Origin of the sequence: Pantoea sp. K16 (assembly GCF_048452805.1) — a bacterium.
GTDB classification, from domain to species: Bacteria; Pseudomonadota; Gammaproteobacteria; order Enterobacterales; family Enterobacteriaceae; genus Pantoea; species Pantoea agglomerans.
In genome coordinates, this window is the sequence record NZ_JBLWNV010000009.1 from 223,214 (window position 1) to 238,036 (window position 14,823).

Here is a 14,823-nt window from a genome sequence, read left to right on the forward strand (position 1 = left end):
TGTTAAGCCATTGAACACCGTCTAAAACCTGACTTCCCTGTGACAGAATGCTTCCATGAAGAGGGTATAAACCCTTTAACCGGCTACTGAGACCACAACTGATGCCGTTACACTGGCGTTACATAATGTTTCAGTCCGGTAAGACGCTGCCATCATAGTGAGAGCAATGTTAATTAACTGTGAATGTAATCACAGATTGAAAACGGTTACATGGCTGAATCGCCTGAATTAGTGACGGACTCCACATTTTGCCGCTGCGCCACCGAATGACGCCGCACCAGCGTTGGCATAAAGATGTGCGTTGCCGTGTCATCCAGCAGTCCGGCTGCGCCCTGCAGCGCCAGTTCAGTGGCGATTTTTGCCATAGATACAATGGGATAGCGCACAGTGGTTAACTGCGGATCGGTGTAACGGGAAATGGGGATGTCATCAAAGCCAATGACAGAAAAATGCTGTGGCACCTGGATGCCGTTGTCTTTCAGCGCAGTGAGTGCACCAGCCGCCATGCCGTCGTTATAGGCAAACACCGCACTGAGGTTGAGATTGCGTCCCAGCAGCTCCACCATCGCCGCTTCGCCGCCCTGCATATCGGGCTCTGCGCTGGCTATCCAGCTCTCCTGGGGCCGGATGCCCTGCTCTGCCATCGCCTGAATCCACCCTTCACGGCGCTGCGCCACATCTTCGATGGGATGGCTGGAACAAAGGTATCCAATCCGGCTATGCCCCTGCTGTAGCAGGGTTCGTGAAGCCATCAATGCACCCGTGACGTTATCCAGACTGACACTGCGGTGTTCAAATCCGGGCACGATGCGGTTAATCACCACCATGCCCGGAACGTGGCGCATAAAATCCGCCAGCTCAGCGTCAGGCAGTGTTTTGGCGTGCACCACCAGGGCGCTGCAACGCTGACGAATCAGCACTTCAATGGCATGACGCTCTTTCTCTTCCTGATGCCAGGAGTTGCTGATTAACACATGTTTGTGCACGCGCTGCGCCACGGTATCCACCGCTTTAACCAGTGCACCGAAGAAGGGATCCGAAACATCCATCACCACCACACCAATGGTGTCACTGACCTGCGTCGCCAGCGCCTGCGCATTGGCGTTGGGGCGATAGCCCAGCGCTTCCACCGCCTGTAACACGGCGTCGCGGGTGTCAGAGGTGACGGCGCTGCTCTGATTGAGGACGCGCGACACGGTCGCCACCGACACGCCAGCCTGACGGGCAACATCACGAATTGTTATCATGCAGCAGTTCCACAAAGGAAAAATAAGGCATCACGCCGGGTTGAACACCGGCGCTATTTTGTCAGGGGCAGGAGGCGTACAGCGTGAATTGCGTCACATCAATGAAAACGGTTACATACAATTCTGTAACCTTTGTGATGGCGGTCATTATCTGGCGTTGTCAGTGATGCGCGATTTACCGGCTGAGATCAGCGTGAGCCGCCGCCACAGCCACTCCAGCGGACCCTGGGCGAAGAAATGTAACCAGATGAGTGAAAACAGGATATTGATAAGCCAGACCGCAGGCACCATCAGCACCAGCTCCAGCCGGGTGAAGTGCATATAGAAGCCGAAGCGATAGAACAGCGTGGTGCAGATCAGCGACTGCAGCAGATAGTTGGTCAGCGCCATGCGGCCCACGCACTGAATGGCATAGCTGATGCGCCAGCGCGCTATCTGCGGCCAGTAAGCCAGACAGAGCGCGGCATAGCCCAGGCTAATCAGCGGGCTGGCGAGATCGCGCGGGGCTTGCAGATAAAAAGCGGTCCAGCGGAATTCCCAATGTAACAGCCATTGCGCTGCCACACCGGCCACCGCAATCAACAACCCCATCGTCAGCAGCAGCGCCGCCGCCTGACGGTAATGTTGCGCTGAAAACTCGCCAATCAGCCAGCCACTGCGCAGCAGTGCGCCACCGATCATCATCAGGCCCGCCAGCTGCCAGCCATACTGCGCCGCCAGCGCCATCAGTCCTGACGAGAGATGATCCAGCCGGTTCTGTATCGCTTCCCAGCCGCCGGTCAGTTTCCAGTACTGTTCATATTGCAGATCGGCAGCACCTGGCAGCCAGGATCGGGTCGGTTCAGGATCGGAGATTGACCCAAACACCAGCAGAACGCCACAGCCCACCAGATAGAGCAGAATGCCGGTATTCATCAGGCTGCGGGTGGAAGGGACATCGCGCACTACCCGCCAGACCACCAGTCCGATAATGCCGTAGTCCAGCAGGATATCGCCCTCCCAGAGAAAAACGCCGTGCAGAAAACCGATCAGCACCAGCAGTGAGAGCCGGGCAGTCAGCCAGCGACTGCCGCGTGGCAGCTGCATTTGCAGACCTGCGCCAAACAGCAGCGCAAACAGGGTGAGGAATTTGAGCTGGGCAAAGGCGTCAGAGATCGCCCATGTCCAGACATCGGACAGGCTGACGCTGCCCTGCCAGGCCGGATTAAGGTAGGCGGCAGAAGGCAGGCCAAAGCCGACAATATTGAGCAGCAGAATGCCGAGAATGGCACATCCACGAATGAAATCCAGCGCGTGATAGCGTTGCATGCGGCACCTGCACCATTGAGGCGGGCAACGTTATGCGCCCGCCGTAGACTCAACTATGGCGCACCGCGCGCAAAAATTCCTGGCGGGTATTCTGGCTGGACTTGAACAGGCCGCCCAGAGAGGTCGTCGTCGTGGCGCTGGTGGCATCTTTTACGCCACGCGCTTTCACGCAGTAATGCACCGCATCAATAGAAACAGCCACATTGTTGGTGCCCAGCAGTGTCTGCAGTGCGACCAGAACCTGCTGCGTCAGACGCTCCTGCACCTGCGGGCGCTGGGCAAAGAACTGCACGATACGGTTGATTTTCGACAGGCCAATCACCTTTTCTTTGGGAATGTAGGCGACGGTCGCTTTGCCATCGATGATCACAAAGTGGTGTTCACAGGTGCTGGTCAGCGTGATATCACGCACGGTCACCATCTCATCAACCTTCATTTTATTCTCAATGACGGTGATTTTCGGGAAGTTGGCGTAGTCGAGACCGGAAAAGACTTCATCCACATACATTTTGGCGATGCGATGCGGCGTTTCCATCAGGCTGTCATCTTCAAGATCCAGATTCAGCAGCTGCATAATCTCGGTCATGTGCCCGGCAATCAGACTTTTACGTGTGTTGTCATCTATATCGCGCGTCGGTGCACGTAACGGCGTTTCCAGTCCACGCGCCAGCAGCGCTTCGTGAACCAGGGCAGCTTCCTGACTTAGGGTGCTCATCTTACTCTTCTCCGGCTGGTGTTGCGCCCGCCAGCTTTTGCCAGCGGGCCCTGTAATCAGGCGCGTATTGTGAAACTTTCTTTGCGGGGAATCCAGCAATCAATCAGATTGGTGATGAAAGCTTTTCACCCGGTTCGCCGCCACACCAGCAGGCCGGCCCAGACCAGGCTAACCCCTGCAACCCACAGGGCAGGCTCCAGCCGATGTAACAGGGCTGTGGAGAGAAAAGAGAGCAGCGGGCCGACCAGCTGTCCGATAGCATAGCCGGTGGTCAGCAGGCCAGCCATGTAGCGCAGATGATTGGGTGCCAGCTCACGGGCGCAGAGCAGCGACAGCTGCACCACGCTGAGGAAACCGCCCCCCACCAGCAGCGCACCGGCCAGCAGGCCGCTAAAGCCTGGCAGCAGCGCCGCGGCAAATACGCCCAGCGCCTGCGCCCACAGCACCAGTGCCAGGCGGACGTGGCTGTGCCCCCAGCGTCGCGTCAGGATCCCCAGCAGGATGCCGATCATCGCCGCGCCGCCAAAAATCGGCCAGACAAACTGCGCGAAGATGCCGTCAGGAAACCGCGTGGCGGCCATCTGCGACAAAAAGGTGGCGGGCAGAATGTAGCCAAAGCCTGCCAGACTGTAACTCAGTACCAGCCGTTTAAGGTTGCGATCCAGCACCAGCGGCTCGGGTGCCTGATCCGGGCGATGCAGTTCGCCCCGACGCGGCAGATTACGGGTAATCAGCGCAATCAGCAGCAGCGCCAGCGCACCGTAAGCGGCCCAGGCCAGACCGGCAGAAACCTGCAATGTGTGCAGCGCTACCCCCAGCAGACCGCTGACAAAAATGCCGCAGCCCGGCCCGGCAAAAACGGCCGCCGACAGCCCTGCCCGGCCATGACGATGCAGCTGTTCATTGCTCCAGGCCGCCACCAGCACCATCGCCCAGCCGCTGGACCAGCCAATCAGAAAGCGGATTGCGCCGTGCAGCCACGGTCCGCTGGCGAATGCTGAGAGCAGGGTCAGGATCACCGCGCCCCATACGCCCGCCTGCAATCGCAGCTCAACCCGCCGGTGTGCGCGCATGGCATCAAATGAGCCACACAGATAGCCAAGATAGTTAAGTGCCGCGACCAGGCTGGCACTGGTGAGTGTCAGCTGGTGTGCCTGAATCATCAGCGGCACCTGGGGCGTAAAGGCAAACCGGCCAATGCCCATCGCGACAAATAAGGTTAAAAACGCGCTGAGCGCGACGCGTAACGCCATTGCTGAACTCCTGTTGTTCTGCCCTGAGATCTCTTCTGACTTGCTAACAGCATGCAGGATGATTAAACTCACGGAAAGTGAATAATTTTAACCAACTTGCTTACAGGAAGAGAAGATATGGATTTAGTTCAGCTGCGTATGTTCTGTTCCGTCGCCGAAACGGGTTCGCTGGCGCGCGCAGCAGAACAGCTGCATCGCGTCCCCTCTAATCTCACCACGCGGTTGCGCCAGCTGGAAGAAGAATTAGGTGTGGATCTCTTTATTCGTGAGAAACAGCGCATTCGCCTGTCACCAATGGGCCATAATTTTCTGAATTATGCGCAGCGTATCCTGGCATTAAGTGAAGAAGCGATGAGCATGACCCGCACCGGTGAACCGGCGGGCAACTTTGCGCTGGGCTCAATGGAGAGCACCGCGGCGACGCGTCTGCCCGGCCTGCTCGCCGCCTATCACCAGCGCTTCCCCAAAGTGGCGCTATCGCTGATTACCGGCACCTCGGGCGAAATCATCGATCGGGTGCGTGAAGGCACCCTGGCGGCCGCGCTGGTGGATGGCCCGGTCTCCCATGACGATCTCAATGGCTGCATCGCCTTTCGCGAAGAGATGATACTGATCACCGGGCTCGATCATGCGCCAATCGCCACCGCGCGCGACGTGCAGGACGATACCCTGTTTGCCTTTCGCAACAGCTGCTCTTACCGGGTGAAGCTGGAGAGCTGGTATCGGGACAGCCAGACCGCGCCCAACAGTGTGATGGAGATTCAGTCCTATCACGCCATGCTGGCCTGCGTGGCAGGCGGTGCGGGCGTAGCGATGATCCCGGCCTCGGTGCTGAAACAGATGGCGGATCGGTCACGGGTGCAGGCGCATACGTTACCTCCTGCTTATCGCGACACCGCCACCTGGCTGATGTGGCGACGCGACGCCTTTACGCCGAATGTTGAAGCACTGAAGTACCTGATTATTGAACAATTTGACGATCGTCCGCTCAACGATGAGCTGATTTACCCATTACAGGCGGCGGAATAAGCGTTCCACGCTATGTTTAAGAGCCTGACCCACCAGGCTTTGAATCATCACGACCACCCGGCGCCACTGCGCGTCACAATCTGACTGGAAGAGGGATTGCATGAATATGATCAAAACCCGTGCCGCTGTTGCCTGGGCTGCTGGCGAACCGCTGAAAATCGAAGAAGTTGATTTAATGCCACCGCAGAAAGGTGAAGTGCTGGTGCGTATCGTCGCGACCGGCGTCTGTCATACCGACGCCTACACCCTGTCCGGCACCGACCCGGAAGGCGTTTTCCCGGCGATTCTTGGCCATGAAGGCGGCGGTATCGTCGAAGCCGTGGGCGAAGGCGTGACCAGCGTTGAAGTGGGTGACCACGTCATTCCGCTCTACACGCCGGAGTGTGGCAAATGTAAATATTGTCTTTCAGGCAAAACTAACCTCTGCCAGGCGATCCGTACCACTCAGGGCAAAGGCCTGATGCCGGATGGCACCACCCGCTTCTTTAAAGATGGCAAACCCATTTTCCACTATATGGGCACCTCAACCTTCTCTGAGTACACGGTAATCCCGGAAATCTCGCTGGCGAAAATCAGTAAAGAAGCGCCGCTGGAAGAGGTTTGTCTGCTGGGCTGTGGCGTGACCACTGGCATGGGCGCGGTGATGAACACCGCCAAAGTGAAAGAAGGCGACACCGTGGCGATTTTCGGTCTCGGCGGCATTGGCCTCTCTGCGGTCATCGGCGCGAAGATGGCGAAAGCGGGCCGCATCATTGCCATCGACCTTAACACCAGCAAATTCGATCTGGCACGCAAACTGGGTGCCACCGATCTGATCAACCCTAAAGATTACGACAAGCCGATTCAGGATGTGATCGTCGAGCTGACCGACGGCGGCGTGGATTTCTCGTTTGAATGTATTGGTAACGTCAACGTGATGCGTTCCGCGCTGGAGTGCTGCCACAAAGGCTGGGGCGAGTCCGTGATTATCGGCGTCGCCGGTGCTGGTGAAGAGATCTCCACCCGTCCGTTCCAGCTGGTGACCGGTCGCGTCTGGCGCGGTTCCGCGTTTGGCGGCGTAAAAGGCCGTTCGCAGCTGCCTGGCATTGTGCAGGATTACCTCGACGGTAAATTTGCGCTGAACGACTTCATCACTCACACCATGCCGCTGGAAGAGATCAACGACGCCTTTGATTTGATGCACGAAGGAAAATCGATTCGCTCGGTCGTGCACTTTAACAAGTAATCAGGAGGCGTTATGGCATCCACTCTGGAGCTACTGGAAGAACACCGTATTTTTGGCGGCTGGCAGCAGCGCTGGCGTCATCAGTCTGCGGTGCTGAATTGCCCGATGACCTTCAGCATCTATCTGCCTGGCCCGCACGGTGATGCGCCGCCGCCGGTGGTCTGGTTTCTGGCCGGGCTGACCTGCAACGATGAGAACTTCACCAGCAAAGCCGGCGCACAGCGGGTTGCAGCGGAACTGGGTCTGGTGCTGATTATGCCGGACACCAGCCCGCGCGGCGAAGGGGTTGCGAATGATGAAGGATACGATCTGGGTCAGGGCGCGGGATTTTATCTCAATGCCACCCAACAGCCCTGGGCCAGCCATTTCCGCATGTTCGATTATCTGAGCAGCGAGTTACCCGCCCTGATTGCGGATAACTTCAAGGTCAGTGAACGTCAGTCGATTATGGGTCACTCCATGGGCGGACACGGCGCGCTGATGCTGGCGCTGCGTCTGGGTAACCGCTTTGCCTCGGCTTCCGCTTTTGCTCCGATTGTGAATCCGATGCAGGTACCCTGGGGCCAGAAAGCGTTTCAGGCCTATCTGGGCGACGATCGTGCAACGTGGCGGGAATATGACAGCTGCCAGCTGATGGCAGAGGTGTCGCATCGGCTGCCGATGCTGATCGATCAGGGCGACAGCGATCAGTTCCTGGCCGATCAGCTGCAACCGGAGCGGTTAGAAGACGTCGCGAATGAGGTGGGTTTCCCGCTGACGCTGCGCATTCAGCCGGGTTATGACCATAGCTACTTCTTTATAGCCAGCTTTGTGGAAGATCATCTGCGCTTCCATGCGCAGCATCTGCTGGCGTAAACAATCAGGGCCGCATTCGCGGCCCTGAACTTTTATGCCTGCTCTGCTGGCTAACGCTCTGTCACAGAGCCAGCGTCCTGCCAGCCTGCCCTGTAAAATTCCTTTCTCAGAACAGTGATGCTCAGCGCCCTACCGGACGCCTGCTCAATATCAGACCAGTGCCGGGCCTGTCAGCCCGTCGATCATCACCTGCGGAATACCACGCGAGCAGTGTTCGATACGACCATCGACGCCATACACTTTTGCCAGAGTGGCAGGCGTGATCACCTTATCCGGCTGCCCTTCCGCCACCAGCGCGCCCTGCTTCAGCATCAGCGCATGTTGCGCATGACGCAGTGCAATATTGATGTCATGCACCACTACCACCGTCACGATGTTACGCTGGGCGGTTTCGCGCCGCACCAGGTCCATTACGTGAAACTGGTAGTTGAGATCCAGTGCGCTCAGCGGTTCATCCAGCAGCAGCAGCTTAGGGCGACGGATCAGTGACTGCGCCAGCCCGACCAGCTGCTTCTGTCCGCCGGAGAGCTGATCGAGATATCGCATCGCCAGATGGGCAATGCCAAGTTGCTCCAGCAGATGCATGATTTCCGCTTCGCTGCTGGCGCTGTGCAGACCCCCGGAGGCACGCTGCGCCACGATGATCGACTCCAGCACATGCAGATGCACGCCCGCAGGCAGCGACTGCGGCAGATAGACCACGTTCTTCGCACGCCGGGCAAACGGCTGGGTCATGAGATCCTCACCGTTGAGCCACATCTCGCCCTGGCCTTTATTCAGACCGGCCAGTGCACGCAGCAGCGTCGATTTACCACAGCCATTCGGCCCCAGCAGCACGGTGATCTCGCCGCGCGGCAGCGGCGCGATATTAAGATTATCAATGACTTTATTTTTTGGGTACCCGGCACTGAAGCCGCGTAACGTCAGACCCTGTTCCATCATACCGTCCCCCGATGACGCAGAATAATACTCAGGAAGAACGGCACGCCAATCAGTGAGGTGACAATGCCAACCGGGATGATTACACCAGGGAGCAGGTTTTTCGAGGCGACCGACGCCAGCGACAGCACCAGCGCGCCGACCAGCGCACTGGCGGGCAGATAGAAACGGTGATCTTCACCAAACATCATGCGGGCGATATGGGGAGCGACCAGCCCAATGAAACCGATCGGGCCGACAAACGCGACCGCCAGGGCAGAGAGGATACTGATGCGCAGTAACGTAGTCAGGCGCAGACGACGCACATCAATGCCAAAGCTTACCGCGCGGTCTTCGCCCAGACGCAGCGCCGTCAGCTTCCAGCTGCTCATCATGGAAAACGGCACCAGAATGGCCAGCGCCACGCTCAGCACGCCCAGCTTCTCCCAGGAGGCGCGCGCCAGGCTACCCATGGTCCAGAACACCAGGCCCTGCAGGGTATCTTCGCTGGCGATGAACTGCATCATGGATACCAGGGCGTTAAAGGTGAAGACCAGCGCGATACCGAACAGCACCACGCCCGCCGAAGAGACCTGAGTCCAGCGGGTCACGGCATCCAGCATCAGCGCGGCAAACAGAGCAAAGACAAAGGCGTTGGCAGAAATTAACCACTGATCGGGAATGCCGGGAATACCCACGCCGAGGATGATCGCCAGCGCGGCACCAAACGCCGCCGCCGATGAGACACCGAGGGTAAACGGACTGGCCAGCGGGTTATTCAGGATGGTCTGCATTTCTGCGCCCGCCAGACCCAGCGACAGGCCCACTACCAGCGCCATCAGCGCATAGGGCAGACGAATGTCCCAGACAATGACGCGCGTGCCGGCATCGACGCTCTCGGGGCTGAGCAGCGTATTCCACAGCGTTTCAAGTGAGAGTCCCGCCGGACCCAGCGTGAAGTCGAGGATCAGCGAGGCGAGTATCGCCAGCAACAGCACGCCAATCCAGATTAAGCGGCGGCGCAGCACCTGATGATAGTTTTGCATGGTGTGGTGAAGCGTCTCTTCCCCCGCCAGCAGCGAAGTTTCGGTAGTCATGTTTGAACCCTGTGTGGCTATCACGTCAGAAAACGCAGCCACAATAGTGCAGGTGATAATAATTATCAATTCGAGAACATAAGCGAGACGTGAAAAAACAGTAAAAAACGGTGTTGCAGGCAGGAGAATGGCTCAGGGAGCCTGTGCCTTTCGCAAAGACGCAGAACCCGCCATCCCTGGCGGGTTTTGTGCGGGCGATGACGCAGAGTTAATCTTTGTGAACCGGAAACTCCATTTCGCTGTACTTCACGAAACGGCTGCCGCGCGTCAGCTTGTAGCCGAACCAGATAATCAGGAACAGCGGAATGCCGATGTAGGTTGCCGCCACGCCGTACCAGTCGATGCTGTCGTTGAGGAATGCCTGGTAGTTCTGACCCAGCGTGATGATCAGGCAGAGCACAAAGGCGAAAATCGGACCCAGCGGGAAGAAGCCGGAACGGTAAGGCAGATCGTTCAGGTCACGTCCCTGGGCGACATAGCCCCGACGGAAGCGATAGTGACTGATGGCAATACCCAGCCAGGCAATAAACCCGGTCATGCCTGAGGTATTCAGCAGCCACAGATAGACTTCCTGATTACCAAATTTTGAGGTCAGGAAGCACAGTCCGGCCACCACGGTGGTGGCCCACAGGGCATTACGCGGCACGCCGCCTTTAGAGAGCTTCGCGAAAATCCGTGGCGCTTTACCTTCGCTGGCAAGGTTGTAAAGCATACGCGTTGACGCATACATCCCGGAGTTACCCGCTGACAGCACAGCCGTCAGGATCACCGCATTCATGACGGCGGCGGCAGAGAGCAGACCGGCGTTCTGGAACACCAGGGTGAACGGGCTGACGCTGATATCGTCGATATCATTGTGCAGCAACTGCGGATCGGTGTATGGCAGGATCAGGCTGATAATCAGGATAGCGAACACATAGAACAGCAGAATACGCCAGAAAATCTGCCGCACAGCGCGCGGAATATTTTTCGCCGGATCTTCAGATTCGCCCGCCGCGATACCGATCAGTTCGGTGCCCTGGAAGGAGAATCCCACAATCATCGCCACCCCAATCATCGCCGCAAAGCCGCCCGCAAACGGCGCGTCGCCCACCTGCCAGTTCTGCCAGCCCGCATGTTCAGCACCGCGCATAATGCCGGTGATCATCAGCACGCCAACGATGATAAAGATAATCACGGTGGCCACTTTAATCAGCGAGAACCAGTATTCCGCCTCGCCAAAGCCTTTGACCGAAATGTAGTTGAGCAGGAACATCAGCCCCAGGAACAGCGCGCTCCAGATCCAGCCAGGCGTGTCGGGGAACCAGTAGTTCATCACCAACTGGGACGCTACCAGGTCAACCGCGATGGTAACCGCCCAGTTGTACCAGTAGTTCCAGCCGAGTGCGAAACCAAAGCCCTCTTCGACATATTTTGCGCCGTAGGTGGCGAAGGAACCCGATACCGGCATGAACGCAGCCAGTTCGCCGAGGCTGGTCATCAGGAAGTAGACCATCAGGCCGATGAGGATATAGGAGAGCAGTGCTCCGCCGGGGCCAGCCTGAGCGATGGTGGCACCGGAGGCGACAAACAGGCCGGTACCAATGGAGCCGCCGATGGCGATCATCGTCAGGTGACGGGCTTTTAACGCACGTCGTAATGCAGGTTGTTGTGTTGTATTTGAGTCATTATGCATGTGTTAACGCTACGCTGGGTAAAAATGAGGCGCGATTGTAGCAGCCAGATCGCCTCTGTATAGCGAATGCCAACCTGTTATTAGTTAACTTCATGATCGCGCCGGAATTATTAGTAATTACTCGCGACAATAGGAAAAAAACCGCGTCAGTGCTTTGGAAATATGCTTCTGCCGGTGGTGGATGCGATAGAGCGTGCGGATAAGACGCGGCAGCGGAATCGTCAGTTCAACCAGCGTGCCCGCCTCCAGCAAATCGGCAATCACCCGGCGCGAAAGACAGCTGATGCCCATGCCGTGCCGCACCGCATGTTTAATCGCCTCGGAATTGCCCAGCTCCATGCCCAGCTGAAAACTCGGCAGATGCGACAGCAGCAGATAATCGACAATTTCACGGGTGCCGGAGCCGCGTTCGCGCAGGATCCACGGGGCGTCAGCCAGGGTTTGCAGCGTCACCGGCTGTTGCAGAATCGCCGCGTCTGGCGCGGCAAACACCACCAGCTCATCTTCGAGCCAGGGCTCGCTGACCAGCTCGGTCATATGGCACGGCCCTTCAATTAATCCGACATCGACGCGGAAATCGGAAACCGCCTGAATCACATCCTGACTGTTGCCGACACTCAGCTCCAGCGGCAGGCGGGGAAAATCGCGACGATAAGCGGCCATCATGCCTGGCAGCAGATAGTTGCCGATGGTGCTGCTGGCAAAGATGCGGATCGCGCCGTTATCCTCTTTAAACAGCTGCTCGATTTCGCCCGCCTGCTCCAGCAGCCCTACTGCACGGGGATAGAGCAGCCGTCCATGCTCATTGAGCACCAGCCGTTTGCCAACCCGGTCAAACAGTTGCACGCCGAGCTGACTCTCCAGATCGGCCAGCGCTGCACTCACCGCCGACTGCGACAGCGCCAGCAGTTGCGAAGCCTGAGTGGTGGAGCCGCTCTTAAGCACTTCGGTGAAAACTTCAATTTGCCGCAGCGTAATGTGCATCGTTGCCTCTTAACTCAGTGACTGCCTGACCAGGTAAATGATTAATGCCAGCCAGATCAGCCCTATCGCCACCAGCCAGCCTGCAATCTTTTTGCCACGCGAACGTTGAGACTGCGCCCGCTCGCTGCTGCTGATGCGCACCTCTCTCGGCAGTAAACGCAGCAGCACCATGACGCCCGTCGGAATAATCACCGCGTCATCCAGCAGACCGACAAAGGGGATGACATCAGGAATGATATCGATCGGGCTGATGCCATAGGCGACCAGCCCCAGCATCCCCAGCTTGTTCCACCAGGGTGTGCGGGGATCGCGGAAGGCAAACCCCAGCACAAACACATCTCTTTTGATCAGCGTCGCCCAGCGGCGCAGACGAGAAACTATCATGATTGCTGCCTTATCGTTTATTCTGGTTAATTATAAATATATTATCAATTTCACTTTTAAGCCAGTCGCCGTCATGATCGGGTCTCAACCAGGAGGAGTGACCACCATGACTGAACTGAGCATCGCTAAACCGCATCATCCCGTTCCGCTCTGGATCCCGGGTCTGCTGCTGACCGCCGTGATTGCCGGGGCAGCCAGCTGGCTGGCGCAGCAACCGATGATTGCCGCCCTGGGGCTGGGTTCACTGACTCTGGCGATTATGCTGGGCATCCTGGTCGGTAACAGCATCTATTCGCCGCTGGCGTCACGCTGCGACAACGGCGTGCTGCTGGCTAAGCAGAAACTGCTGCGGCTGGGGATCATCCTGTTTGGCTTTCGCATCACTTTACAACAAATTGCTGACGTCGGTTTCAGCGGCATCCTGATTGATGCGCTGACCCTGACCAGCACCTTCCTGATAACCTGCCTGCTGGGCATGCGGCTGCTGAAGCTGGATCGCGATACCGTCTGGCTGATTGGTGCGGGCAGCAGTATCTGCGGTGCTGCGGCTGTACTGGCGACCGAGCCGGTAGTCAAAGCCGCGCCGTCGAAAGTTGCGGTGGCTATCGCGACCGTGGTGCTGTTCGGCACGCTGGCGATCTTTATCTATCCGCTGCTGTGGCCGCTGGCGCATGAGCTGTTCCCGGACCTGAGTGCGGCGCAGTTTGGTGTTTTTACCGGCTCAACCATCCATGAAGTAGCGCAGGTGGTGGCCGCCGGACACAGCATCAGCCCGGAAGCTGAGAACAGCGCGGTCATTGCCAAAATGCTGCGGGTAATGATGCTGGCTCCCTTTCTGCTCTGCCTGAGCGCCGTGATACGCGGTAAACGTCAAGGAAGCAACGCACGCCAGGCTGTGACGTTTCCCTGGTTCGCCCTGCTGTTTATCGGTGTTGCACTGTTTAACTCGCTGCAGCTGCTGCCTGCCATGGTGGTGGCGACGCTGAATCAGCTGGCGGGTCTGCTGCTGGCGATGGCGATGGCGGCGCTGGGATTGACCACCCGTTTCGGGGCATTGCGTGAGGCAGGCGTTAAACCGCTGCTGCTGGGTGCGCTGGTGTTTGTCTGGTTAATCGCGGGCGGCGGTGCAATCAATCTGCTGGTGCAACATTTCATGGGCTAGCGGCATCGGGTATCATGCCGTCTCATCCGTGCACAGCCCCAGGAGAAAGGCATGAAATATATTGGCGCACATGTGAGTGCGGCAGGTGGCGTGGATCAGGCAGTGATCCGCGCCCATGAAATAGAAGCCACCGCCTTCGCGCTCTTTACTAAAAATCAACGTCAGTGGAAGGCCGCCCCGCTCTCGACTGAGGTGATTGATGCTTTTCGCGCCGCCTGCGAGACGTACAAATTCGGTCCGCAGCAAATCCTGCCGCACGACAGTTTCCTGATAAACCTGGGTCATCCGGTTGAAGAGGCGCTGGAGAAATCCCGCGCCGCTTTTATTGATGAGCTACGACGTGCCGATCAGCTCGGCCTGACTTTGCTGAACTTCCATCCGGGCAGCCATCTGCATCAGATTGATGAGGAGGCCTGTCTGAAGCGGATTGCGGAGTCGATCAACATCGCTCTCGACCAGAGCCAGAACGTCACCGCCGTCATTGAGAATACCGCCGGTCAGGGCAGTAATCTGGGTTTCCGCTTCGAGCATCTCGCCACCATTATTGAGCATGTTGAAGATAAATCGCGTGTCGGCGTCTGTATTGATACCTGCCATGCGTTTGCCGGTGGCTATGATCTGCGTACCGAAGCGGATTGCGAAGCAACTTTCGCCGAATTTGAGCGCATTGTCGGCTTTAACTATCTGCGCGGCATGCACCTTAACGATGCCAAAAGCGCCTTCGACAGTCGCGTTGACCGCCATCACAGCCTGGGTGAAGGCAATATCGGCAAAACAGCGTTTAGCTGGCTGATGAAAGATCCGCGGTTTGATGGCATCCCGTTGATTCTGGAGACCATCAATCCCGATATCTGGAAAGATGAGATTGCCTGGCTGAAAGCCGAACAGCAGGGATAGAAAAGGGAGCCAGCTGGCTTAATGCTGGTCAGTTAAGATTAGATTTGTAAAGGCTGTCACGGTCAAACGTGGCA

At 57.6% G+C, this 14,823-nt stretch carries 14 protein-coding genes; 5 read left to right on the top strand and 9 right to left on the bottom strand.

All coding sequences use genetic code 11. The features are described 5' to 3' along the window. Positions 1-206 precede the first annotated feature (206 nt). The 4 genes from galS to ACK13D_RS13930 all read right to left on the bottom strand — a co-directional run bounded on the left by galS (position 207) and on the right by ACK13D_RS13930 (position 4,523). Entirely contained in the window at positions 207-1,247 is a 1,041-nt protein-coding gene (gene galS, locus ACK13D_RS13915; protein ID WP_022625039.1) for an HTH-type transcriptional regulator GalS, read from the bottom strand. Between the two features lie 147 nt (positions 1,248-1,394). Continuing rightward, positions 1,395-2,555: a DUF418 domain-containing protein YeiB gene (gene yeiB / locus ACK13D_RS13920; protein WP_010248256.1), complete on the bottom strand. Its 1,161-nt coding sequence runs from the start codon at positions 2,553-2,555 to the stop codon at positions 1,395-1,397. Between the two features lie 49 nt (positions 2,556-2,604). Beyond that, positions 2,605-3,270, bottom strand: coding sequence for a GTP cyclohydrolase I FolE (folE, locus tag ACK13D_RS13925; RefSeq protein ID WP_010248259.1), 666 nt, complete (start codon positions 3,268-3,270; stop codon positions 2,605-2,607). Between the two features lie 125 nt (positions 3,271-3,395). Next, positions 3,396-4,523: a YbfB/YjiJ family MFS transporter gene (locus ACK13D_RS13930; RefSeq protein ID WP_061703764.1), complete on the bottom strand. Its 1,128-nt coding sequence runs from the start codon at positions 4,521-4,523 to the stop codon at positions 3,396-3,398. 117 nt (positions 4,524-4,640) lie between these two features. Here ACK13D_RS13930 and ptrR point away from each other — a divergent pair, with 117 nt between their 5' ends. The 3 genes from ptrR to fghA all read left to right on the top strand — a co-directional run bounded on the left by ptrR (position 4,641) and on the right by fghA (position 7,632). Further along, positions 4,641-5,552, top strand: coding sequence for a putrescine utilization regulator PtrR (gene ptrR, locus ACK13D_RS13935; protein ID WP_010248266.1), 912 nt, complete (start codon positions 4,641-4,643; stop codon positions 5,550-5,552). Positions 5,553-5,652: 100 nt separating this feature from the next. Further along, the gene (locus tag ACK13D_RS13940) at positions 5,653-6,777 is read left to right on the top strand and encodes an S-(hydroxymethyl)glutathione dehydrogenase/class III alcohol dehydrogenase (protein ID WP_010248270.1); all 1,125 of its coding nucleotides are present in this window, start codon (positions 5,653-5,655) and stop codon (positions 6,775-6,777) included. 12 nt (positions 6,778-6,789) lie between these two features. Beyond that, positions 6,790-7,632 carry an S-formylglutathione hydrolase gene (gene fghA / locus ACK13D_RS13945; RefSeq protein WP_022625042.1) on the top strand — a complete coding sequence of 281 codons (843 nt, stop codon included), beginning with the start codon at positions 6,790-6,792 and terminating at the stop codon, positions 7,630-7,632. 150 nt (positions 7,633-7,782) lie between these two features. Here fghA and ACK13D_RS13950 read toward each other — a convergent pair whose 3' ends face one another. From ACK13D_RS13950 to ACK13D_RS13970, 5 genes are all read right to left on the bottom strand, one after another. After that, a complete protein-coding gene (locus ACK13D_RS13950; RefSeq protein WP_010248276.1) occupies positions 7,783-8,571 on the bottom strand; it encodes an ABC transporter ATP-binding protein in 789 nt (262 codons plus the stop codon). Further along, positions 8,571-9,647, bottom strand: a complete 1,077-nt coding sequence (locus ACK13D_RS13955) for a FecCD family ABC transporter permease (RefSeq protein WP_010248280.1) — start codon at positions 9,645-9,647, stop codon at positions 8,571-8,573. Before ACK13D_RS13955 ends, ACK13D_RS13950 begins: the two co-directional genes overlap by 1 nt. 208 nt (positions 9,648-9,855) lie before the next feature. Continuing rightward, positions 9,856-11,322 carry an amino acid permease gene (locus ACK13D_RS13960; protein ID WP_022625044.1) on the bottom strand — a complete coding sequence of 489 codons (1,467 nt, stop codon included), beginning with the start codon at positions 11,320-11,322 and terminating at the stop codon, positions 9,856-9,858. 117 nt (positions 11,323-11,439) lie between these two features. Further along, on the bottom strand, positions 11,440-12,306 hold the full coding sequence (gene yieE / locus ACK13D_RS13965; protein ID WP_010248285.1) for a DNA-binding transcriptional regulator YeiE: 867 nt from the start codon (positions 12,304-12,306) through the stop codon (positions 11,440-11,442). A 9-nt stretch (positions 12,307-12,315) separates the two neighbouring features. Beyond that, positions 12,316-12,690, bottom strand: a complete 375-nt coding sequence (locus ACK13D_RS13970; protein WP_010248287.1) for a YkvA family protein — start codon at positions 12,688-12,690, stop codon at positions 12,316-12,318. A gap of 106 nt (positions 12,691-12,796) precedes the next feature. On the opposite strand from ACK13D_RS13970, the gene ACK13D_RS13975 reads away from it, so the two are divergent. Both ACK13D_RS13975 and nfo read left to right on the top strand, forming a co-directional pair. Beyond that, positions 12,797-13,852 carry a YeiH family protein gene (locus tag ACK13D_RS13975; protein WP_187484449.1) on the top strand — a complete coding sequence of 352 codons (1,056 nt, stop codon included), beginning with the start codon at positions 12,797-12,799 and terminating at the stop codon, positions 13,850-13,852. A 51-nt stretch (positions 13,853-13,903) separates the two neighbouring features. After that, on the top strand, positions 13,904-14,749 hold the full coding sequence (nfo, locus tag ACK13D_RS13980; protein WP_010671008.1) for a deoxyribonuclease IV: 846 nt from the start codon (positions 13,904-13,906) through the stop codon (positions 14,747-14,749). Positions 14,750-14,823: the final 74 nt, after the last annotated feature.